Origin of the sequence: Burkholderia sp. KJ006 (assembly GCF_000262695.1) — a bacterium.
GTDB classification, from domain to species: domain Bacteria; phylum Pseudomonadota; class Gammaproteobacteria; order Burkholderiales; family Burkholderiaceae; genus Burkholderia; species Burkholderia vietnamiensis.
In genome coordinates, this window is the sequence record NC_017920.1 from 2,767,415 (window position 1) to 2,787,667 (window position 20,253).

Here is a 20,253-nt window from a genome sequence, read left to right on the forward strand (position 1 = left end):
GCGTTACAATCGGTTGAAACATCGAACGGATTTCCATGACCCTGCCCTCGAAGCTGCTTCTGAAGCGCCCCGCCGCCGCGCGCGGCGCGCGCGCCTTCCCGGTCCGCCGTGCGCTCGGCGCCGCGCTGTTCGCCGCATGGACCCTCACCGCCCTCCCGGCTCACGCGCAGGCTCCGGCATCGGACGACGCGCAGTCGCAGGGCGCGTTCGAGCACGTGATGCCGGACGAGAAGAAGAATCTCCCAGCCGTTCCGCTGACGAGCCAGATCGTCTACCAGGTGCTGGCCGCCGAGGTCGCGCTCCAGCGCAACCAGCCGGCGCCGGCCTACCAGACCTACCTCGCGCTCGCCCGCGACACGCGCGATCCGCGCATGGCGCAGCGTGCGACGGAGATCGCGCTGGGCGCGCAAAGCCCGGCCGACGCGCTGTCGGCGGCCAATCTGTGGCTCCAGTACGCGCCGGATTCGAATCGCGCGTCGCAAGTCGACGCGGCGCTGCTGGTGCTCGCCGGCAAGCCCGCCGACGCGCAGCCGATGCTCGCCCGCGAGCTGGCGCGCGCGACCGGCGAGACGCGCGGTCAGGCGATCCTCGCGCTGCAGGCGCTGCTGGTGCGCGGCGCCGACCGCGTCGGCGGCCTCGCGGTGCTGAAGGACATGCTGAAGAACGACATGAACCGGCCGGAGGCGCAGCTCGCGATCGCGCGGCAGCAGCTCGCGGTCGACGACAAGGAAGGCGCCGCGCAATCGCTGAAGCAGGCGCTGCAGATCCGCCCCGACTACCTGCCGGCCGCGCTGATGCTGTCGCAGATGGGGCCCGCGGAGCGCGCGGCCGGCATCGCGTCGTTCGAGAAATACGTTCAGCAGAATCCGAAGTCGCGCGATGCGCGGCTCGCGCTGTCGCAGCTGTATCTCGCCGACGATCGCCTCGACGACGCACAAAAGCAGTTCGAGTCGATGCGCAAGCTCGATTCGAAGGACCCGACGCCGCTGATGGCGCTCGCGCTGATCAAGATCCAGCAGAAGAAGCTCGACGATGCGAGCGCGTACCTGAAACAGTACGTGCAGCTCGGCACGAAGCAGCCGAACCTCGACGTCGGCCAGGGCTACATCTACCTCGCGCAGATCGCGATCGAGCAAGGCAACGACGCGCAGGCGTCGCAGTGGCTCGACAAGGTCGACCAGACGAGCCAGCACTACCTGCCCGCGCAGATCACGCGCGCCCAGCTGCTGCAGAAACAGGGCAAGACCGACGAGGCGCGCAAGGTGCTCTACGATCTGCCGATCAGCGATCCGCGCGATGCGGCCGTGGTCGCGCGCACCGACGCGTCGATCCTGTTCACCGCGAAGCGCTACACGGAAGCCGAGGCACGGCTCGGCCAGGCGGTCCAGGACTTCCCGGACGATCCCGACCTGCGCTACGACTACGCGATGGCGGCCGAAAAGACCGGCCACTACGCCACGATGGAAAAGCAGCTGCGCGAGCTGATCCGCACGCAGCCCGACAATCCGCAGGCATACAACGCGCTCGGCTATTCGCTGGCCGATCGCAACCAGCGGCTGCCCGAGGCGAACAAGCTGATCGACAAGGCGCTGTCGCTCGCGCCGAACGATGCGTACATCATGGACAGCCTCGGCTGGGTGAAGTACCGGATGGGCGACACGGCCGGCGCGACCAAGGTGCTGCGGCGCGCGTACGAGCTGCAGCCGAACGCCGAGATCGGCGCGCACTTGGGCGAAGTGCTGTGGAAGAGCGGCGCGCAGGAAGACGCACGCAACGCGTGGCGTGCCGCGCAGCAGCTCGAGCCCGACAACGAGACGCTCGTGCAGACGCTGAAGCGCTTGCAGGTCAACGGCCTTTGATGCGGATGTTCCCGATGCTTTTCCCGTCTTTCCGCGCGCAGCGCGCGCTGGCTGCGGCCGGCGCGGCGCTCGCGCTCGCCGGCTGCGCGAGCACGCCGCCGGCGGCGAACGCGCCGTCGGACGCCGTGCTGCAGACGGCCGCGACGCACGCGTATCACGGCCGCTTCGCGGTGCAGTACAACGACCGCCTCGGCCGGCAACAGAACGTGTACGGCAACTTCGACTGGCAGGAGCACGGCGACGACGTATCGCTGGAACTGCGCAGCCCGCTCGGCCAGACGCTCGCCGTCGTCAAATCGACGCCGCAGGCCGCGTCGCTCGAGCTGCCGAACCGTCAGCCGCAATATGCGACCGACGTCGGCGAGCTGATGCAGAACACGCTCGGCTTCGCGTTGCCGCTCGCCGGCCTGCGCTACTGGCTGCTGCCAACGCCCGCGCCCACGACGCCCGCGCAGACGCAGCGCGATCCGGCCGACGCCGCGCGCGTCACGCAGATCCGCCAGGACGGCTGGACGATCGACTACCTCGCCTACGCGGACGCGCCGGCCACGGGCGTCAAACGCGTGAACCTCGTGCGCGCGACGCCGCCACTCGACATCAAGCTCGTGCTCGACCAGTGAGCACGTGAACCTAGCCCCGACATACGCATGACCGATTCGACCCGCTCGCTGCGCAACTGCCTTGCGCCCGCGAAACTCAACCTGTTCCTGCACATCACCGGCCGCCGGCCGAATGGCTATCACGATCTGCAGAGCGTGTTCCAGTTGCTGAACTGGGGCGACACGCTGCACTTCACGCTGCGCGACGACGGCCGCGTCGCACGCGCGACCGACGTGCCGGGCGTGCCAGAGGAAAGCGATCTCGTCGTGCGCGCGGCGAACCTGCTGAAAGCACACACCGGCACCGTCGCGGGCGTCGACATCGAGATCGACAAGTGCCTGCCGATGGGCGCGGGCCTTGGCGGCGGCAGCTCGGATGCGGCGACGACGCTGCTCGCGCTGAACCGTCTGTGGCAACTCGACCTTTCGCGTGCGGAGCTGCAGTCGCTCGCGGTGAAACTCGGCGCGGACGTGCCGTTCTTCGTTTTCGGAAAAAATGCGTTCGCAGAGGGTATCGGAGAAGAATTAGCTGAGGTACAATTGCCGACTCGCTGGTTCCTGGTTGTGACGCCGCGAGTTCATGTCGCCACCGCTGAGATTTTTTCAGACGAGCTGTTGACAAGGGACACAAAGCCAGTCACAATTGCTGACTTTCTTGCACGGCGTAACAGCGATGCGGGATGGCCAGACAGTTTCGGCCGGAACGATATGCAGCAAGTTGTGACAAGTAAGTACGCGGAAGTTGCACAGGTGGTCAAATGGTTGTATAATGTGACCCCTTCAAGGATGACCGGCTCCGGAGCAAGCGTGTTTGCGGTGTTTCGAAGCAGGCACGAGGCAGAAGCGGTGAAAGCCAATCTGCCCACCGGTTGGAATGGTGCAGTTGCCGAGAGCCTGAACGAGCATCCGCTCTTCGCTTTCGCGTCATGAAGTTTCGCTTTGTCGGATGGCCTACGAGTCCGGCGAAGTTATCAGTTAAGTGTAGGGGAGTCGCCAAGTTGGTCAAGGCACCGGATTTTGATTCCGGCATGCGAGGGTTCGAGTCCTTCCTCCCCTGCCAAAAATTTTCCCGCATTTCCCGCCTAAGCCTGAAGCAGGTGCACGATGAGCAGCCACAGCCATGATGGCTTGATGGTCTTTACTGGCAACGCGAACCCCGCGCTCGCCCAGGAAGTCGTCAATATCCTTGGTATTCCCCTCGGCAAAGCAATGGTCAGCCGGTTCTCCGACGGCGAGATCCAGGTCGAGATCCAGGAAAACGTGCGCGGCAAGGACGTCTTCGTCCTGCAATCCACGTGCGCGCCGGCCAACGACAATCTGATGGAACTGATGATCATGGTCGACGCGCTCAAGCGTGCGTCCGCCGGCCGGATCACCGCTGCCATCCCCTACTTCGGCTACGCCCGCCAGGATCGCCGCCCGCGTTCCGCGCGCGTCGCGATCTCGGCGAAGATCGTCGCGAACATGCTGGAAATCGCCGGCGTCGAGCGGATCATCACGATGGATCTGCACGCCGACCAGATTCAGGGCTTCTTCGACATTCCGGTCGACAATATCTACGCAACGCCGATCCTGCTGGGCGATCTGCGCAAGCAGAACTACTCGGATCTGCTCGTCGTGTCGCCGGATGTCGGCGGCGTGGTGCGCGCCCGCGCGCTCGCGAAGCAGCTGAACTGCGATCTCGCGATCATCGACAAGCGTCGTCCGAAGGCGAACGTCGCCGAAGTGATGAACATCATCGGTGAAGTCGAAGGCCGCACCTGCGTGATCATGGACGACATGGTCGATACGGCCGGCACGCTCTGCAAGGCCGCGCAAGTGCTGAAGGATCGCGGCGCGAAGCAGGTGTTCGCCTACGCGACGCACCCGGTGCTGTCGGGCGGCGCCGCCGAGCGCATCGCCGCATCGGCACTCGACGAGTTGGTCGTCACCGATACGATCCCGCTGTCGGCAGAATCGCTGGCCTGCTCGAAGATTCGCTCGCTGACGAGCGCGAGCCTGCTGGCCGAAACGTTCTCGCGGATTCGCCGCGGCGACTCGGTGATGTCGCTGTTCGCGGAATCCTGATCGCGGAACGACACGTAACGAATGCGCAGAAAGCGAAGCGGTGACGCTTCGCTTTTTGCACAATCGGACGGGATAGACGAAACCCCGTCCGCTTTATCGGGGGCCGCCATTTCGCCGGCCCCGTTTTACTGCCTGGTCGCGGGCAGCAAATGGAGAATCACATGAAAGTCGTCGCTTTCGAGCGCCAACAGCAAGGTACGGGTGCGAGCCGCCGCCTGCGCAACGCCGGTAAGACCACGGGCATCGTCTACGGTGGCGAAGCTGCCCCGCAAAAGATCGAACTGGATCACAACGCGCTGTGGCACGCACTGAAGAAGGAAGCTTTCCACGCGTCGATCCTCGACCTGGAAATCGCTGGCCAGTCGCAACAGGTTCTGCTGCGCGACGTGCAATACCACCCGTTCAAGCAACTGGTGCTGCACGTTGACTTCCAGCGCGTCGATGCGAAGAAGAAGCTGCACACGAAGGTGCCGCTGCACTTCCTGAACGCCGAAGTCAGCCCGGCAGTGAAGCTGTCGAGCGCAATCGTCTCGCACGTCACGACGGAAATCGAAGTCGAGTGCCTGCCGTCGGCTCTGCCGGAATTCCTCGAAGTCGATCTGTCGAAGATCGAAGCAGGTCAGTCGCTGCACGCGAAGGACATCGCACTGCCGAACGGCGTCGCGCTGGTCGCGCACGTCGACGCGGAAAACCCGGTTGTCGCCTCGGCGACGGTCCCGGCTGGTGCCGTGTCGGACGCAGCAGAAGGCGAAACGCCGGCTGCCTAACGGCTGCCCACGCGCCATTCGATCCGTTTCACGAAACGGTCGACGCAACCCGCCGCGGCTCGCCCGGCGGGTTTTTCTTTTTTGCGCCCAGGCGGGCGCTGCCGCCTACGAAACGTCATGATCAAACTGATCGTCGGCCTCGGCAATCCCGGGGCGGAATACACCGCGACGCGCCACAACGCCGGCTTCTGGCTGATCGACCAGCTCGCCCGCGAGGCCGGCACGACGCTGCGCGAGGAGCGCCGCTTTCACGGCTTTTATGCGAAAGCGCGCCTGCACGGCGAGGAAGTGCATCTGCTCGAGCCGCAAACCTACATGAACCGTTCCGGCCAGTCGGTCGTCGCGGTCGCGAGTTTCTTCAAGATCCTGCCAGATCAGATCCTCGTCGCGCACGACGAGCTCGATCTGCCGCCCGGCACCGTGAAGCTGAAGCTCGGCGGCGGCAGCGGCGGCCACAACGGGCTGAAGGACATCTCCGCGCACCTGTCGTCGCAGCAGTACTGGCGGCTGCGTATCGGCATCGGCCATCCGCGCGATCTGATCCCGGAAGGCGCACGTGCCGGCGCGAAGCCCGACGTCGCGAACTTCGTGCTGAAGCCGCCGCGACGCGAGGAGCAGGACGTGATCGACGCATCGATCGAGCGCGCGCTCGCCGTGATGCCGATGATCGTCAAGGGCGAGCTCGAGCGCGCGACGATGCAGCTGCATCGCAACTGACCGGCCGCAGCACCGGCGCCGCACCACGCGCGGCCCGGCGGATGCGCCGCGCGGCCATCCGCCGTCGGCGCAATTGCGCACCGCAGCGCTCACATGCGGTACTCTGGCTGTTTTGCCTGTCAGGAGCCAAGCGGTGAGCCGTTACTGGAGCGACGTCGTTCAGCAACTCGTGCCTTACGTGCCGGGCGAACAGCCCGCACTCGCACACCCCGTCAAGCTGAACACCAACGAGAATCCCTATCCGCCGTCTCCGCGCGTCGTCGCGGCGATCGCCCGCGAACTCGGCGACACCGGCGACACGCTGCGCCGCTATCCCGATCCGCTCGCGCGTGCGCTGCGCGAGACGGTCGCGGCCCATCACCGCATCAAGCCCGAACAGGTTTTCGTCGGCAACGGCTCGGACGAAGTGCTCGCGCACGCGTTCCACGCGCTGCTCAAGCACGACCGGCCGCTGCGCTTCCCGGACATCTCGTACAGCTTCTACCCGACCTACGCGCGGCTGTACGGCGTGCAGACGGCCATCGTGCCGCTCGCGGACGATTTCTCGATCCGCGTCGACGACTATCTCGACGACGCCGGCGGCGTGCTGTTTCCGAACCCGAACGCGCCGACCGGGCGCGCGCTGCCGCTCGCGGACATCGAACGAATCGCGGCGGCGAACCCGTCGTCGGTCGTGCTGATCGACGAGGCCTATGTCGATTTCGGCGCGCAATCGGCGATCACGCTGATCGATCGCCATCCGAACCTGCTGGTCGTGCACACGACGTCGAAGGCGCGCTCGCTGGCGGGCATGCGCGTCGGCTTCGCGTTCGGCAATGTCGATCTGATCGATGCGCTGAACCGCGTGAAGGACAGCTTCAACTCGTATCCGCTCGACCGGCTCGCGCAGGTCGCCGCGCAGGCCGCATACGAGGACACCGACTATTTCGCCGCGACCTGCCGTCGCGTGATCGACAGCCGGACGCGGCTCACACACGCGCTCGAGGCGCTCGGTTTCGACGTCGTGCCGTCGGCCGCGAACTTCGTGTTCGCGCGCCATCCGGCGCACGATGCGGGCACGCTCGCGGCCACGCTGAAGGATCGGGAGATTTTCGTGCGGCATTTCCGCGCGCCGCGCATCGACCAGCATCTGCGCATCACGGTCGGCACCGATGCCGAATGCGACGCGCTCGTCGCGGCCTTGCGTGAAATGATCGGCTGAACACCGGAAGGACGCCGGCGCGAGGCTGCGCCGGCCGAAGAAACGGTGACGCGCACGCGTCACCGCGACATCACTGCGCGCCGTCGCCCTTCGCGGCGATCAACGCGTGATACTTCTCCATCAACTGCGCGTGCGATTCCTCATGCTGCGGATCGCGCGGAATGCATTCGACCGGACACACCTGCTGGCACTGCGGTTCGTCGAAATGGCCGACGCATTCGGTGCACTTGCCGGGATCGATCACGTAAATGTCCGGGCCCATCGAAATCGCGCCGTTCGGGCACTCGGGCTCGCACACGTCGCAATTGATGCACTCGTCGGTAATCATCAAAGCCATACTGATCTCACTTCTTCAAGCCCGCGGCCGGCTTCGGGGCGAAACCGGCCGGCGCCGCGTCATGCGGCCGGGCCTCCCATCGCGGCGACTTTCTCGGTCAGCCACTTCTCGACGGACGGGAACACGAACTTGCTGACATCGCCGCCCAACTGCGCGATTTCGCGCACGATCGTGCCGGAGATGAACTGGTACTGATCGGACGGCGTCATGAACATCGTCTCGACGTCGGGCAGCAGATAGCGGTTCATCCCCGCCATCTGGAACTCGTATTCGAAATCGGACACGGCACGCAGGCCGCGCACGATCACGCGCGCGTTGTTGGTGCGGACGAAGTCCTTCAACAGGCCCTTGAAGCCCATCACCTTCACGTTCGGATAGTGACCGAGCACCTCGTTCGCAATCTTCAGACGTTCTTCCAGCGAGAAGAACGGCTTCTTCGCGCGGCTGTCGGCGACGCCGACCACCAGCGTATCAAAAATGCTCGACGCACGCCGCACGAGGTCTTCGTGCCCGCGCGTCAGCGGATCGAACGTACCGGGATACACGGCGACTACCATGTCGCTCCTCCTGTCATCACGCCAACGGGGTGGCAGCCGTGCCGTGCGCACGTGGCTGCCGAGATGGGCTTGCGTCGCCTTTGGGGCGCGCCGCCTCGTATGGAACGCGCATTATTCATCATTTTCGCGTTGCAGCAAATGATAGTGAACCGCGCCTGCCTTGCCGTGCTTCACCACCTGCCAGCCGGCCAGCGCTTCGTGCGCATCGGGTTCCAGCGCCTCGCCGGTTTCGACGTACAGCGCGCCGTCCGGCGCGACGAGCGGCGCCGCCAGCGCGAGCGCGCGCGCCAGCACGGCCGGCTCGCCGAACGGCGGATCGAGGAACACGACGTCGAACGCGCCCGGCGTCAGCCCGGCCGCGAGCCGCAGCGCGTCGGCTTCCGCGACCTCGACCGAGCGCGCGCCCAGCTTGTCCTTGATCGCGCGAAGCTGCTGCGCCGCGCGCGGGTGGCGCTCGACCATCACGACGCTCGCCGCGCCGCGCGACGCGGCCTCGAAGCCGAGCGCGCCGGTGCCCGCGAACAGGTCGAGGCAGCGCCGGCCGGCGAGATCCTGGCCGAGCCAGTTGAACAGCGTCTCGCGCACGCGATCGGGGGTCGGCCGCAGGCCGTCGAGATCGAGCACGGCGAGCGGAGTGCGTTTCCAGTCACCGCCGATGATGCGGATCGTGTGCGGCTTGCCGCGGCCGGCAGAGGCCGCGGGGCGGCCGGAAGAGGAACGGGACATACGGAGTATCGACGACGGGGGAGACGGGGGCGCGCACGCGGGCGTGCCGCCAAACAGGCGCACGTTACCACAGCGGCGGCGACGGCTGACGCGACTGTCTCGCCGCACTGATAAAATGCTCGGTTTCGGCCGCCGTGCGCACGCCCGACGCCTCCCGGCGCGCCGCCATGCCGGCCCCCGCCCTCTTCCCGACGTCAAACCATGTTCAGCTTCTTCAAACGATTCAAGAAAACGCAGGAGCCCGACTCCGCGGAATCGCAACCGGCCGACGCGCCGCAGCCGGACGAGCCGTCCGCTGCGCCGGCCCCCGCCGCGCGAGCGGCGGACACTGCGCGCGCGCCCGCCGTCGTGATGACGGTCACGCCCACCAACGACGGCAGCGACGAAGTCGTCGAAGCGGTCGAGATCGTGCCGCCGCCGACGCAGGACGCGTCCGCGAAGAAGTCCTGGCTGTCGCGCCTGAAATCGGGGCTCGCGAAGACGGGTTCGAGCATCACCAGCGTGTTCGTCAACACGAAGATCGACGAGGACCTGTACGAGGAGCTCGAAACCGCGCTGCTGATGTCCGATGCGGGCGTCGATGCGACCGAATACCTGCTCGGCGCGCTGCGCGAGAAGGTGCGCGTGGGCCGGCTGACCGACCCGCAGCAGGTGAAGGCGGCGCTGCACGATCTGCTCGTCGAGCTGCTGCAGCCGCTCGAGAAATCGTTGATGCTCGGCCGCGCGCAGCCGCTCGTGATGATGATCACCGGCGTGAACGGCGCGGGCAAGACGACCAGCATCGGCAAGCTCGCGAAGCACCTGCAGAGCTTCGACCAGTCGGTGCTGCTGGCCGCGGGCGACACGTTCCGCGCGGCCGCGCGCGAGCAGCTGGCCGTCTGGGGCGAGCGCAACAACGTGACGGTCGTCCAGCAGGAAAGCGGCGATCCGGCCGCGGTGATCTTCGATGCGGTCAGCGCCGCGCGCGCGCGCAAGATCGACGTGATGATGGCCGACACGGCCGGCCGGCTGCCGACCCAGCTGCACCTGATGGAGGAGCTGAAAAAGGTGAAGCGCGTGATCGCGAAGGCGCACGACGGCGCGCCGCACGAGGTGCTGCTCGTGATCGACGCGAACACCGGCCAGAACGCGCTCACGCAGGTGAAGGCCTTCGACGATGCGCTCGGCCTCACCGGGCTGATCGTCACGAAGCTCGACGGCACCGCGAAGGGCGGGATCCTCGCCGCGATCGCGCGGCAGCGTCCGGTGCCCGTCTACTTCATCGGCGTCGGCGAGAAGGTCGAGGACCTGCAGCCGTTCAACGCGGTGGAATTCGCGGACGCGCTGCTCGGCTGAACGCCGTCGACACGTCCTGCAACGGGCGCCTTCGGGCGCCCGTTTTCATTGGCGGCGGCGGGCCGCGGCGACGTCAGCCGGCCATCATTCGGCGTCGGGCTGCACACCGGGCGCGGCGGCCTTGAACGCATCGAGCGTCGACGCGTAATCGGCGATCCGCCGCAGCGTCGGGAAGCGCGTCGTATCGATCGAGAACCGGTCGGCGTTGAACATCTGCGGCACGATGCAGATATCGGCGAGCGTCGGCGAGTCGCCGAAGCAGAGCTTGCCGGTGCGCGGATCGTTCGCGAGACGCGTCTCGAGCGACGCGAAGCCCGCGTCGATCCAGTGCCGATACCATTCGCTCTTCGCGTCCTCGGACACTTGCAGCGTGTGCTTCAGGTACTTCAACACGCGCAGGTTGTTCAGCGGATGGATCTCGCACGCGATCTGCAGCGCGATCGCGCGCACATACGCGCGGTCGGCCGGCGCCTTCGGCAGCAACGCGGGCTCGGGGTGCATTTCGTCGAGATACTCGATGATCGCGAGCGACTGCTGCAGCGTCGCGTCGCCGTCGATCAGCGTCGGCACGACCGCATCCGGATTCACCGCGCGGTACGCGTCCTTCAGTTGCTCGCCGCCGTCGCGCAGCATGTGCACGGGCACCGTATCGAACGGCAGCTGCTTCAGGTTCAGGGCGATCCGTACGCGGTAAGACGCGGAACTGCGGAAATAGCTGTAGAGCTTCATCGGTTGTCTCTCGTAATCGTATTCGGCCGGCGCCGCCGGGCGGAAGCCGCGATGCGCCGCCGGGGACTCCGAGTTTAGCGCGCCGCACCGCGTCGGCATACGCGGCCGCGCTTGCGCGACGCGCGCCCGTGCGATACTCGGGCATTCCTCACCGCTCAGCGCGCGGCCCGATGCCGGCCGCCCGCCCCGTCACGATGACCGCTTCCCAAGACTCCACAGCCGCTTCGCCGTTCCCGTGCGCCCGCTTCATCAAGGAAATCGGCCGCGGTCCGCACGGCGCACGCGCGCTGTCGGCCGAAGACACGTTCGAGCTCTATCGCGCGATGCTCGATGCGCGCGTGTCGGACGTCGAACTCGGCGCAATCCTGATCGCATATCGACTGAAGGGCGAAACCGCCGACGAGCTGGCGGCGATGCTGGCCGCCGCACAGGCGTCGTTCGAACCCGTGCACGTGCAGGACGCGGCGTTCCGGCCGGTGTCGATCCCGAGCTACAACGGCGCGCGCAAGCAACCCAATCTCGTGCCGCTGCTCGCGCTGCTGCTCGCGCGCGAAGGCGTGCCGGTGCTGGTGCACGGCGTCGAGCGCGATCCCGGCCGGGTGACCAGCGCGGAGATCTTTGCGGCGCTGTCGATCGCGTCGGCAAGCTCGCACGACGCAATCGAAGACACGCTCGCCGAACGCCGCGTCGCCTTCGCGCCGATCGACGTGCTGGCGCCGCGCATTGCGCGTCTGCTGTCGCTGCGCGCCGTGCTCGGCGTGCGCAACTCCACGCATACGCTGGTCAAGATCCTGCAGCCGTTCGCACCGGCCGGCCTGCGGCTCGTCAATTACACGCATCCGCCGTACCGCGACAGCCTCGCGCAACTGTTTCGCGAGCATCCGGAAGCGGCGCTCGGCGGCGCGCTGCTCGCGCGCGGCACCGAAGGCGAGGCGGTGGCCGACACGCGCCGCCAGGTGCAGGTCGACTGGCTGCACGACGGCATCTGCGACACGCTGATCGCGGCCGAGCGCTCGTCGGACGACGCGCCGCCCGTCGCGCTGCCGGAATCGCGCGACGCCGCGACGACGGCCGCGTGGACCGGCGCCGTGCTGCGCGGCGAGGTGCCGGTGCCCGACGCGCTCGCGCGTCAGGTCGAAACGATCGTGCGGCTGACGCGGCTCGCACCGTGACGGGCCTCCGCGGGCGGCGCGCTGTCGTGCCGGCCGCTGACGTATCGGCCGCTGTCGTGCCGGCCATTCGGCCGACTATCCAGGCCGCGATTTTCCCGACCATTTGACACGCGCAGGCATCCTGGCATAGAGTTCTCGCCATGCGTTCCTTTCCGAACACCCTCCGAATTACCTCCGGCCGCCTAGCGCGGTCGCTATCGCTACGACTAGCCTAAGGCTGTCCTAGCGCCGTGTGCTGTCCGCACGGTCCCTCCCTGCAGTTCCTCGCAGCACCTTTCTCGCAGTTTTTACAACCCGAAGTCGTCAGCATTCGTCCGTCTATCCGTCGGTCGATTCGCGAAGATCATCCGCATCTGCTGCGCGCGTTGCGCGCGCCGGTGCGAGGCAGCGCCAACCGTCGCCCATGCCGCCCGTCTTCGCTCGCGACTTGAGACCCGAGGTCCAGAAGATGAAGCGCAATCCGCAAGACAAGTACCGTCCGTTCGAACCCGTCCGCATCAATGGTCGCCGCTGGCCGACCCGCACCATCGAGCGTGCGCCGGTCTGGATGAGCACCGACCTCCGTGACGGCAACCAGTCGCTGATCGAGCCGATGAGCATCGAGCAGAAGCTGGAGTTCTTCGACATGCTGGTCGCGATCGGTTTCAAGGAAATCGAAGTCGGTTTTCCGTCGGCGTCGCAAACCGACTTCGATTTCGTCCGCAAGCTGATCGACGAAAAGCGCATTCCGGACGACGTGACGATCGAAGTGCTCGTGCAGTCGCGCGAAGACCTGATCGCACGCACGTTCGACGCGCTCGACGGCGTGCCGCGCGCGATCGTGCATCTGTACAACGCGATCTGCCCGTCGTTCCGGCGCATCGTGTTCGGGATGTCGAAGGACGACGTGAAGGCGCTCGCGGTCGACGGCACGCGGCTCATCAAGGAGCACGCGGCCGCCCGCCCGGACACGCACTGGACCTATCAATACTCGCCGGAAACCTTCAGCATGACCGAGCTGACGTTCGCGCGCGAAGTGTGCGACGCGGTCGCGCAGGCCTGGCGCCCGACGCGCGATCACAAGATGATCGTGAACCTGCCGGCGACCGTCGAAGCGGCGACCCCGAACGTGTTCGCCGACCAGATCGAGTGGATGGACCGCAATCTCGCGTACCGCGACAGCATCGTGTTGTCCGTGCATCCGCACAACGATCGCGGCACCGCGGTAGCCGCCGCCGAGCTGGCGCTGCTCGCGGGCGCCGATCGCATCGAGGGCTGCCTGTTCGGCAACGGCGAGCGCACCGGCAACGTCGATCTCGTCACGCTCGCGCTGAACCTCTATACGCAGGGCATCGACCCCGGCCTCGATTTCTCCGACATCGACGCGGTGCGCCGCGTGGTCGAGCGCTGCAACCAGATTCCGGTGCATCCGCGCCATCCGTACGCGGGCGATCTCGTGTTCACCGCCTTCTCCGGCTCGCACCAGGACGCGATCCGCAAGGGCTTCGCGCAGCAGCGCCCGGACGCCGTATGGGAAGTGCCGTATCTGCCGATCGACCCGGCCGACCTCGGCCGCAGCTATGACGCGGTGATCCGCGTGAACAGCCAGTCCGGCAAGGGCGGCGCGACGTTCCTGCTCGAACGCGGGATGGGCTTCACGCCGACGCGGCGCGTGCAGATCGAGTTCAGCCACGCCGTGCAGACGCTCGCCGACGCCTCCGGCGAAGAAGTGACCGGCGACGCGATCTGCGCGCTGTTCGCTCGCGAATTCTTCGAGACCGACGGGCCGGCCGCGCGCCACGGCGATACGGCGCGCTGGAGCAATCGCGACCTCGCGTACGCAGCGCCGGCCAACGCCGCGCCCGAAGAGGTCGTGCAGCAGGCGGCCGCGGCCTTCGCGGGCGCCGCCGGCGCGCCGATCGAGGTCGCGTCGTGCGAACACACGCGCACGACGGACGGCCGGATTGCGATATCGGTCGGCTGCCGGGTCGGCGATGCGCCGCTGCGGCATGGCGTCGGCGTGCATGCCGACGTGGCGAGCGCCGCGCTCGATGCGCTCGTGAGCGCGATCAACCGGTCGGCGTGGCACTGCGCCGACCGCCGTGCGGCGGCCTGAGCGGGCTGCGGGAACAGGTTCAAAGGTCAGCGAGCGGTGCGTGACCGCCCGTGCACCGCGCGATCCGCGCTGCACGGGCCAATGAAAAGCGGCTCAGAAAGCCGCTTCGGTCGGGACACGAAAACGAGCGCCACGCGCGCTCATGTCTCGGTCGCGCATCGCGTCGCCTGCCACACGAGCAGACGCCACTGCCCGTGCTCATGGGTATGGACGGCCGTATAGGCAATCGGAAACACCAGGCCGCCGTTGTTGGTTTCCATCTCGATCAGCGCGCGCCCGGTGACGACGCAGGTTGCGTCGCCGACGGGCAGCAGGTCCTGCGACTGGATCTCGATCTGGCGGTAGCGGCGGCGGCCGGCGACGATGGCGTCGATGAACTGCTGCTTGGTCTCGCGCTTGCCGTTGGTGTGCACGAAGAACACCTTGTCGGACAATTGCGCGTCGAGCGCCTCGCCGTCCCCATCGACCATCGCTCGGAACCGATCGCGCTCGAGTGCGCGAATCGCATCGACCACCTTCGCCATCGCCTGACTCCTCGGCAACGCGCCCGCCGTGGGCGGGCGTGCGGATCAGAAGTTGTACTGCAGGTAGAACTGGTGGAAATTTATACCAGGATTCGGCTCTTTGATACCCGCGTTAGACACATGTTCGAAACGGTAGCCGACCTGATACTGTTGCCGTTGGCCGAACTCCACGCCGACGCCTGCGGTCGGCGCGAACTGGAACGCCGTCGACAGCGAGAAATGGTCGGAGATCGTCGGATGCGTGAGCACCCGCACGCCGCCGCCGGCCTCGATGAACGGACGGATCTGCCCCGCGCTCTTGACGAAGCGGAACATCGGCGTCACCCCGAATTCGCCGATGTTGCTGTGGACGTTGCCGCCCGTATGCCAGTAGCCGGCATGCCCTTCGACCACGAAAGCGAAGTGCCACCCGCCGATTTCCCACCAGTTCCAGCCCGGATCCCACACGACGCCGAGATCGCCCTTGTCGACGCCGTGGCGATCGGAGAAACCGCCGCCGGCCTGAATCCCCCAACGATCGGCGCACGCGGCTCCCGATCCGGCCAGCAGCGACGCCGTGAGCAACGCATGCAAGGCAAGCCGGCTACGGGGCCGACGGTTCTTCTTGTTGTTCATCTAACACTCCAACTTTATGGGTTGAATGTGGGCCTTGCCGCACCGGCCGGGCCCGAGCGAACAGAATGGTATGGTAAAGGACTTTTCGGATCGGCATCACGAAGTGAAATGGTTTCCTTCCGAAACAACAAAAATCGAAAACCTGTACTGATTACCAACAGAAACAACGCTTTATGGAACTTCGCCCGAGTTGGCGAGTCGCACGATATACTATCGACATGGACATTCCGATAGAAAACGGGAACTTCGATGCCCACCCGCGCTCTAAGGAATTAGCACTCGGATTACGGGAGTGCTAAGATGAGACTCGGAATCTCGTCCGAGACCAGGGGTTTGTCCCTGATTCCAAAGGAGTTTTTAGTGAGCCACGCCCTGACCCTTCCGAACACCCTGAGCCCGACGCCGGCCAAGGCCGCATCGGCAGGCTCGCTGGCGCTCGCAACCCAATCGCTGTTGCCGGGCCAGTTGGGCAACATCGACGCCTATATCCAGGCCGTCAACCGGATTCCCCTGCTGAGCGCCGAGGAAGAACGCCGGTACGCGACCGAGTTCCGCGAGGACAACAACCTCGACGCGGCACGCAAGCTCGTGCTGTCGCACCTGCGGCTCGTCGTGTCGATCGCGCGCAACTATCTCGGTTACGGCCTGCCGCACGGCGACCTGATCCAGGAAGGCAACATCGGCCTGATGAAGGCGGTGAAGCGGTTCGACCCTGCGCAAAACGTGCGCCTGGTGTCGTACGCGATCCACTGGATCAAGGCGGAGATCCACGAGTACATCCTGCGCAACTGGCGCATGGTGAAGGTCGCGACGACGAAGGCGCAGCGCAAGCTGTTCTTCAACCTGCGCAGCCACAAGAAGAGCATGCAGGCGATGACGCCGGAGGAAATCGACGGCCTCGCGCAGGAGCTCAACGTCAAGCGCGAAGAAGTGACCGAGATGGAAACGCGCCTGTCGGGCGGCGACATCGCGCTCGAAGGCCAGGTCGAAGACGGCGAGGAAGCATACGCGCCGATCGCCTATCTGGCCGACTCGCACAACGAGCCGACCGCCGTGCTCGCCGCGCGCCAACGCGACATGCTGCAGACGGACGGCATCGCGCAAGCGCTCGAGGCACTCGACGCGCGCAGCCGTCGCATCATCGAGGCGCGCTGGCTGAACGTCGACGACGACGGCTCGGGCGGCTCGACGCTGCACGACCTCGCGGCCGAGTTCGGCGTGTCCGCAGAGCGCATTCGTCAGATCGAAGCGAGCGCAATGAAAAAGATGCGCACTGCACTCGCCGAGTACGCATAAGCACCGGCATAAGCACCGGCAATTCAGCGCGCTTCACGCAAAAACCGCTGCCAAACGGCAGCGGTTTTTTTTGCACTTATGATTGCCGCCTTTCCGCCGTTAATAGACATATTCGATTGGGTATCGGCAGGCTGCGAGCCCCTTCCGCACAACCTTGATCTGCCTCAATCTTTGGCCGGCAGTTCGCGACGGTCTGCCGCAGCGCGACACTCGGCATCGTAAGGCGCGCAATCTAAAATTGGCATGTCGGCTTAAAAGGATTAAAACACCTTCATTGCGGTCATAAATCCGACGTAAAGTCGCCCCCAAACCACACACGTCGATTCAGGATAATTACCTTGATCTCGATCAATAAAGAGCCTGCGCCGCCCCCCGCGCAGGCCGCCGCCCCGATCGGCTGGCGCACGCGCATCGTCGCGTGGGCGCGAGGGCCCACATTGATGCGCGACATCACGCTGCTATTGATCGTCAAGCTGATCCTCCTGATGTCGCTCAAATACGCATTTTTCAATCATCCGCAGGCTGCGCACATGTCGCTTCCGCCTGCCGTCGTCGCCGAGAAGCTGCTCTCGGTGCCGGCGCCTGCATCCACCGAGGGAGACCACCATGATAAGTAGCGAAGTCGTCGATCTGTCACGTCTGCAGTTCGGCATCACGGCGCTCTACCACTTCTTGTTTGTGCCGTTGACGCTCGGCATGTCCTGGCTGCTCGTCATCATGGAAGCGGTATACGTGATGACCGGCAAACAGGTCTACAAGGACATGACGCAGTTCTGGGGCAAGCTGTTCGGTATCAACTTTGCGATGGGCGTGACCACCGGGATCACGATGGAATTCCAGTTCGGTACGAACTGGTCGTACTACTCGCACTACGTCGGTGACATCTTCGGCGTGCCGCTCGCGGTCGAAGGCCTGATGGCGTTCTTCCTCGAATCGACGTTCGTCGGCCTGTTCTTCTTCGGCTGGAACCGGCTGTCGAAGGTCAAGCACCTGATCGTGACGTTCCTCGTCGCGCTCGGCTCGAACCTCTCCGCGCTGTGGATTCTGGTGGCGAACGGCTGGATGAACAATCCGGTCGGCGCCGAGTTCAACTACCAGACGATGCGCATGGAGATGACGAGCCTGTTCGACGTGGTGTTCAACCCCGTCGCGCAGGTCAAGTTCGTGCATACCGTGTCGGCCGGCTACGTGTCGGCGGCGATGTTCGTGCTCGGCGTGTCGTCGTGGTACCTGCTGCGCAAGCGCGACGTCGACTTCGCGCTGCGCTCGTTCGCGGTCGCGGCCGGCTTCGGCCTCGCGGCGACGCTGTGCGTGATCGTGCTCGGCGACGAGTCGGGCTATACGACCGGCGAAGTGCAGAAGATGAAGCTCGCCGCGATCGAATCCGAATGGGAAACGCAGCCGGCGCCCGCCTCGTTCACGCTGATCGGCATGCCGAATCAGGAAGAACAGCGCACCGACTACGCGATCAAGATCCCGTACGCGCTCGGCCTGATCGCGACGCGCTCGATCGACGAACCGGTGACCGGCCTGCGCGATCTCGCCAAGCTCAGCGAGGAGCACATCCAGAGCGGGATGATCGCGTACGGCGCACTGCAGAAGATGAAGCAGGGCGACAAGAGCGACGCAACCCGCGCGTTGTTCGACCAGCACAAGCAGTATCTCGGCTACGGGTTGATGCTCAAGCAGTTCACGCCGAACGTGACCGATGCGACGCCGGACCAGATCAAGGCCGCGGCGAAGAAGACGATCCCGCCGGTGGCGCCCGTGTTCTTCTCGTTCCGGATCATGGTGGCTCTCGGCTTCCTGTTCGTCGCGACGTTCGTTACCGCGTTCTGGCTGTGCGCGCGCCGTCAGTTGCTGCAGGACAACCGCCGCTGGTTCCTCCGCTATGCGGTGTGGGCGATCCCGCTGCCGTGGATCGCGATCGAATTCGGCTGGATCGTCGCCGAGCTCGGCCGTCAGCCGTGGACGATCGCGGGCGTGCTGCCGACCCATCTGTCCTCGTCCAGCCTGCAAGTGAACGACCTGTACCTGAGTATCGCCGGCTTCGTGCTGTTCTACACGGCACTGTTCATCATCGAAATCAAGCTGATGTTCAAGTACGCGCGCCTCGGCCCGTCGTCGCTGCATACCGGCCGCTATCACCACGAACTCGCCCCGGCTGGCGAGCGTGCCTCGGTTTGAGCACGCCCTCGCAACGGAACAAGGAATCGCTATGGACTACGCAACTCTCAAGCTGATCTGGTGGCTGCTCGTCGGCGTGCTGCTGGTCGGCTTCGCCGTCACGGACGGCTTCGACATGGGCGCAACCGCGCTGCTGCCGTTCCTCGGCAAGACCGACGACGAACGCCGCATCATCGTCAACACGGTCGGCGCGACGTGGGAAGGCAACCAGGTGTGGCTGATCACGGCAGGCGGCGCGATGTTCGCAGCCTGGCCGCTCGTCTACGCCGCATCGTTCTCCGGCTTCTACTTCGCGATGCTGCTCGTGCTGTTCGCGCTGTTCTTCCGGCCGGTCGGCTTCGACTACCGCAGCAAGCGGCCCGATCCGCGCTGGCGCGCGGGCTGGGACTGGGCGCTGTTCGTCGGCGGCTTCGTCCCGGCGCTGGTGTTCGGCGTCGCGTTCGGCAACCTGCTGCAAGGCGTGCCGTTCCAGTTCGACACCGACCTGCGCGTCACTTACTACGGCGGCTTCTGGGCGCTGCTGAACCCGTTCGCGCTGCTCTGCGGGCTGGTCAGCCTCACGATGCTCGTCGCGCACGGCGCCGCATTCATCAAGATGAAGACGGACGGCGCGATCGCGCGCCGCGCGTCGGTCGCACTGCGCGTGTCGTCGTTCCTCGCCGTCGTGCTGTTCGTGCTGGCCGGCGTGCTGGTCGCGTCGTACATCGGCGGCTTCCACATCACCCACGCCGCGCCGACCGACACGGTCGCGAACCCGCTGTTGAAGGACGTCGCCGCCGGCTCGGGCCTGTGGCTGTCGAACTACCACGAATTCCCGTGGATGATCGCTGCGCCCGTCGTCGGCATCGCGGGCGGCCTGCTTGCGCTGCTGCTCGCCGGCTCGAAGCAGGAAAAGACCGCGTTCTTCTGCACCGGCCTGATGATCGCCGGCGTGATCATGACGGCGGGCTTCTCGATGTTCCCGTTCATCATGCCCTCGTCGCTCGACCCGCGCAGCAGCCTGACCGTCTGGGATTCGACGTCCAGCCACAAGACGCTGCAGGTGATGCTGATCGCGGTGATCGTGTTCCTGCCGATCGTCCTGCTCTACACGGGCTGGGTGTATCGCGTGATGCGCGGCAAGGTCACGCATCAGGCGCTCGAAGAGAACAAGCACTCGATGTATTGAACTCGGCCGGGGGCGCACGGCGCCCTCGTCCACCGTTTCGCAAGGAGTCGGACCATGTGGTATTTCAGCTGGATTCTCGGTATGGGCGTCGCGCTGTCGTTCGGCATCGTCAACGCGATGTGGCTCGAAGCGCGGCAGAAGCCGCAGGAAGCAGCGGTGCGTACGCGCCGCGACTGACCCGCGGCCGGCGGCAGATCGCTGCGCCGCCGTCGTCCGGAAAGAACCTCGCCTCGCGCGAGGTTTTTTTTCGTCCGCACGCGGCGCGCATGCCGGTGACGCCGATGCCAATTTAGCGCCAGATT

Annotated in this window: 21 protein-coding genes and 1 tRNA gene; 16 read left to right on the top strand and 6 right to left on the bottom strand. The window is 65.8% G+C overall.

Going from position 1 to position 20,253, the window contains the following annotated elements:
- Nucleotides 1-35 precede the first annotated feature (35 nt).
- The 8 genes from MYA_RS12480 (at nucleotide 36) to hisC (ending at nucleotide 7,210) form a co-directional block, all read left to right on the top strand.
- Nucleotides 36-1,859: a tetratricopeptide repeat protein gene (locus MYA_RS12480; RefSeq protein ID WP_014723671.1), complete on the top strand. Its 1,824-nt coding sequence runs from the start codon at nucleotides 36-38 to the stop codon at nucleotides 1,857-1,859.
- Nucleotides 1,859-2,479 (top strand): lipoprotein insertase outer membrane protein LolB, encoded by a 621-nt coding sequence (lolB, locus tag MYA_RS12485; protein ID WP_011886064.1) that lies wholly within the window; start codon nucleotides 1,859-1,861, stop codon nucleotides 2,477-2,479. The genes MYA_RS12480 and lolB overlap by 1 nt, the downstream gene beginning before the upstream one ends.
- Before the next feature lie 27 nt (nucleotides 2,480-2,506).
- A complete protein-coding gene (gene ispE / locus MYA_RS12490; RefSeq protein WP_014723672.1) occupies nucleotides 2,507-3,388 on the top strand; it encodes a 4-(cytidine 5'-diphospho)-2-C-methyl-D-erythritol kinase in 882 nt (293 codons plus the stop codon).
- Between the two features lie 53 nt (nucleotides 3,389-3,441).
- Nucleotides 3,442-3,518, top strand: a tRNA-Gln gene (locus MYA_RS12495).
- Nucleotides 3,519-3,562: 44 nt separating this feature from the next.
- Complete coding sequence (locus tag MYA_RS12500) at nucleotides 3,563-4,525, top strand: ribose-phosphate pyrophosphokinase (protein ID WP_011886066.1); 963 nt, start codon at nucleotides 3,563-3,565, stop codon at nucleotides 4,523-4,525.
- A gap of 161 nt (nucleotides 4,526-4,686) precedes the next feature.
- Nucleotides 4,687-5,292, top strand: a complete 606-nt coding sequence (locus MYA_RS12505; RefSeq protein WP_011886067.1) for a 50S ribosomal protein L25/general stress protein Ctc — start codon at nucleotides 4,687-4,689, stop codon at nucleotides 5,290-5,292.
- 117 nt (nucleotides 5,293-5,409) lie between these two features.
- Complete coding sequence (gene pth, locus MYA_RS12510) at nucleotides 5,410-6,009, top strand: aminoacyl-tRNA hydrolase (RefSeq protein WP_014723674.1); 600 nt, start codon at nucleotides 5,410-5,412, stop codon at nucleotides 6,007-6,009.
- A gap of 133 nt (nucleotides 6,010-6,142) precedes the next feature.
- Entirely contained in the window at nucleotides 6,143-7,210 is a 1,068-nt protein-coding gene (hisC, locus tag MYA_RS12515) for a histidinol-phosphate transaminase (RefSeq protein WP_011886069.1), read from the top strand.
- A gap of 70 nt (nucleotides 7,211-7,280) precedes the next feature.
- Here the strand turns inward: hisC and MYA_RS12520 are convergent, their stop codons facing one another.
- From MYA_RS12520 to rsmD, 3 genes are all read right to left on the bottom strand, one after another.
- Nucleotides 7,281-7,547: a YfhL family 4Fe-4S dicluster ferredoxin gene (locus MYA_RS12520; RefSeq protein WP_011886070.1), complete on the bottom strand. Its 267-nt coding sequence runs from the start codon at nucleotides 7,545-7,547 to the stop codon at nucleotides 7,281-7,283.
- A gap of 59 nt (nucleotides 7,548-7,606) precedes the next feature.
- On the bottom strand, nucleotides 7,607-8,104 hold the full coding sequence (coaD, locus tag MYA_RS12525) for a pantetheine-phosphate adenylyltransferase (RefSeq protein WP_006398238.1): 498 nt from the start codon (nucleotides 8,102-8,104) through the stop codon (nucleotides 7,607-7,609).
- 111 nt (nucleotides 8,105-8,215) lie between these two features.
- Nucleotides 8,216-8,830: a 16S rRNA (guanine(966)-N(2))-methyltransferase RsmD gene (gene rsmD, locus MYA_RS12530; protein WP_011886071.1), complete on the bottom strand. Its 615-nt coding sequence runs from the start codon at nucleotides 8,828-8,830 to the stop codon at nucleotides 8,216-8,218.
- Nucleotides 8,831-9,031: 201 nt separating this feature from the next.
- Here rsmD and ftsY point away from each other — a divergent pair, with 201 nt between their 5' ends.
- Nucleotides 9,032-10,165, top strand: a complete 1,134-nt coding sequence (gene ftsY / locus MYA_RS12535) for a signal recognition particle-docking protein FtsY (protein WP_011886072.1) — start codon at nucleotides 9,032-9,034, stop codon at nucleotides 10,163-10,165.
- 84 nt (nucleotides 10,166-10,249) lie between these two features.
- Here the strand turns inward: ftsY and maiA are convergent, their stop codons facing one another.
- Nucleotides 10,250-10,894 carry a maleylacetoacetate isomerase gene (gene maiA, locus MYA_RS12540; RefSeq protein WP_011886073.1) on the bottom strand — a complete coding sequence of 215 codons (645 nt, stop codon included), beginning with the start codon at nucleotides 10,892-10,894 and terminating at the stop codon, nucleotides 10,250-10,252.
- A 194-nt stretch (nucleotides 10,895-11,088) separates the two neighbouring features.
- On the opposite strand from maiA, the gene ybiB reads away from it, so the two are divergent.
- Together ybiB and leuA are read left to right on the top strand one after the other, a co-directional pair.
- The gene (gene ybiB, locus MYA_RS12545; protein WP_011886074.1) at nucleotides 11,089-12,066 is read left to right on the top strand and encodes a DNA-binding protein YbiB; all 978 of its coding nucleotides are present in this window, start codon (nucleotides 11,089-11,091) and stop codon (nucleotides 12,064-12,066) included.
- 448 nt (nucleotides 12,067-12,514) lie between these two features.
- On the top strand, nucleotides 12,515-14,161 hold the full coding sequence (leuA, locus tag MYA_RS12550; protein ID WP_011886075.1) for a 2-isopropylmalate synthase: 1,647 nt from the start codon (nucleotides 12,515-12,517) through the stop codon (nucleotides 14,159-14,161).
- A gap of 140 nt (nucleotides 14,162-14,301) precedes the next feature.
- On the opposite strand, the gene MYA_RS12555 is transcribed toward leuA, so the two are convergent.
- On the bottom strand, nucleotides 14,302-14,685 hold the full coding sequence (locus MYA_RS12555) for a nuclear transport factor 2 family protein (protein ID WP_014723676.1): 384 nt from the start codon (nucleotides 14,683-14,685) through the stop codon (nucleotides 14,302-14,304).
- A gap of 45 nt (nucleotides 14,686-14,730) precedes the next feature.
- On the bottom strand, nucleotides 14,731-15,300 hold the full coding sequence (locus MYA_RS12560) for an acyloxyacyl hydrolase (RefSeq protein WP_011886077.1): 570 nt from the start codon (nucleotides 15,298-15,300) through the stop codon (nucleotides 14,731-14,733).
- Nucleotides 15,301-15,660: 360 nt separating this feature from the next.
- On the opposite strand from MYA_RS12560, the gene rpoH reads away from it, so the two are divergent.
- The 5 genes from rpoH to cydX all read left to right on the top strand — a co-directional run bounded on the left by rpoH (nucleotide 15,661) and on the right by cydX (nucleotide 20,128).
- Nucleotides 15,661-16,596 carry an RNA polymerase sigma factor RpoH gene (rpoH, locus tag MYA_RS12565; RefSeq protein ID WP_014723678.1) on the top strand — a complete coding sequence of 312 codons (936 nt, stop codon included), beginning with the start codon at nucleotides 15,661-15,663 and terminating at the stop codon, nucleotides 16,594-16,596.
- Between the two features lie 338 nt (nucleotides 16,597-16,934).
- Nucleotides 16,935-17,213, top strand: coding sequence for a cytochrome oxidase putative small subunit CydP (cydP, locus tag MYA_RS12570; RefSeq protein WP_011886079.1), 279 nt, complete (start codon nucleotides 16,935-16,937; stop codon nucleotides 17,211-17,213).
- Nucleotides 17,203-18,783, top strand: a complete 1,581-nt coding sequence (locus tag MYA_RS12575; protein ID WP_011886080.1) for a cytochrome ubiquinol oxidase subunit I — start codon at nucleotides 17,203-17,205, stop codon at nucleotides 18,781-18,783. The genes cydP and MYA_RS12575 overlap by 11 nt, the downstream gene beginning before the upstream one ends.
- A 31-nt stretch (nucleotides 18,784-18,814) precedes the next feature.
- The gene (gene cydB, locus MYA_RS12580; RefSeq protein WP_011886081.1) at nucleotides 18,815-19,951 is read left to right on the top strand and encodes a cytochrome d ubiquinol oxidase subunit II; all 1,137 of its coding nucleotides are present in this window, start codon (nucleotides 18,815-18,817) and stop codon (nucleotides 19,949-19,951) included.
- 54 nt (nucleotides 19,952-20,005) lie between these two features.
- Nucleotides 20,006-20,128 (top strand): cytochrome bd-I oxidase subunit CydX, encoded by a 123-nt coding sequence (gene cydX / locus MYA_RS29715; RefSeq protein ID WP_014723679.1) that lies wholly within the window; start codon nucleotides 20,006-20,008, stop codon nucleotides 20,126-20,128.
- Nucleotides 20,129-20,253: the final 125 nt, after the last annotated feature.

What these genes read in the sequence shown, in the direction of transcription:
- coaD (WP_006398238.1), bottom strand. Translation starts at nt 8,104, where the DNA reads ATGGTAGTCGCCGTGTATCCCGGTACGTTCGATCCGCTGACGCGCGGG.
- ybiB (WP_011886074.1), top strand. Translation starts at nt 11,089, where the DNA reads ATGACCGCTTCCCAAGACTCCACAGCCGCTTCGCCGTTCCCGTGCGCC.
- cydX (WP_014723679.1), top strand. Translation starts at nt 20,006, where the DNA reads ATGTGGTATTTCAGCTGGATTCTCGGTATGGGCGTCGCGCTGTCGTTC.
- MYA_RS12480 (WP_014723671.1), top strand. Translation starts at nt 36, where the DNA reads ATGACCCTGCCCTCGAAGCTGCTTCTGAAGCGCCCCGCCGCCGCGCGC.
- MYA_RS12555 (WP_014723676.1), bottom strand. Translation starts at nt 14,685, where the DNA reads ATGGCGAAGGTGGTCGATGCGATTCGCGCACTCGAGCGCGATCGGTTC.
- rsmD (WP_011886071.1), bottom strand. Translation starts at nt 8,830, where the DNA reads ATGTCCCGTTCCTCTTCCGGCCGCCCCGCGGCCTCTGCCGGCCGCGGC.
- MYA_RS12505 (WP_011886067.1), top strand. Translation starts at nt 4,687, where the DNA reads ATGAAAGTCGTCGCTTTCGAGCGCCAACAGCAAGGTACGGGTGCGAGC.
- leuA (WP_011886075.1), top strand. Translation starts at nt 12,515, where the DNA reads ATGAAGCGCAATCCGCAAGACAAGTACCGTCCGTTCGAACCCGTCCGC.
- MYA_RS12520 (WP_011886070.1), bottom strand. Translation starts at nt 7,547, where the DNA reads ATGGCTTTGATGATTACCGACGAGTGCATCAATTGCGACGTGTGCGAG.
- MYA_RS12560 (WP_011886077.1), bottom strand. Translation starts at nt 15,300, where the DNA reads ATGAACAACAAGAAGAACCGTCGGCCCCGTAGCCGGCTTGCCTTGCAT.
- pth (WP_014723674.1), top strand. Translation starts at nt 5,410, where the DNA reads ATGATCAAACTGATCGTCGGCCTCGGCAATCCCGGGGCGGAATACACC.
- cydB (WP_011886081.1), top strand. Translation starts at nt 18,815, where the DNA reads ATGGACTACGCAACTCTCAAGCTGATCTGGTGGCTGCTCGTCGGCGTG.
- MYA_RS12500 (WP_011886066.1), top strand. Translation starts at nt 3,563, where the DNA reads ATGAGCAGCCACAGCCATGATGGCTTGATGGTCTTTACTGGCAACGCG.
- ftsY (WP_011886072.1), top strand. Translation starts at nt 9,032, where the DNA reads ATGTTCAGCTTCTTCAAACGATTCAAGAAAACGCAGGAGCCCGACTCC.
- ispE (WP_014723672.1), top strand. Translation starts at nt 2,507, where the DNA reads ATGACCGATTCGACCCGCTCGCTGCGCAACTGCCTTGCGCCCGCGAAA.
- maiA (WP_011886073.1), bottom strand. Translation starts at nt 10,894, where the DNA reads ATGAAGCTCTACAGCTATTTCCGCAGTTCCGCGTCTTACCGCGTACGG.
- lolB (WP_011886064.1), top strand. Translation starts at nt 1,859, where the DNA reads ATGCGGATGTTCCCGATGCTTTTCCCGTCTTTCCGCGCGCAGCGCGCG.
- MYA_RS12575 (WP_011886080.1), top strand. Translation starts at nt 17,203, where the DNA reads ATGATAAGTAGCGAAGTCGTCGATCTGTCACGTCTGCAGTTCGGCATC.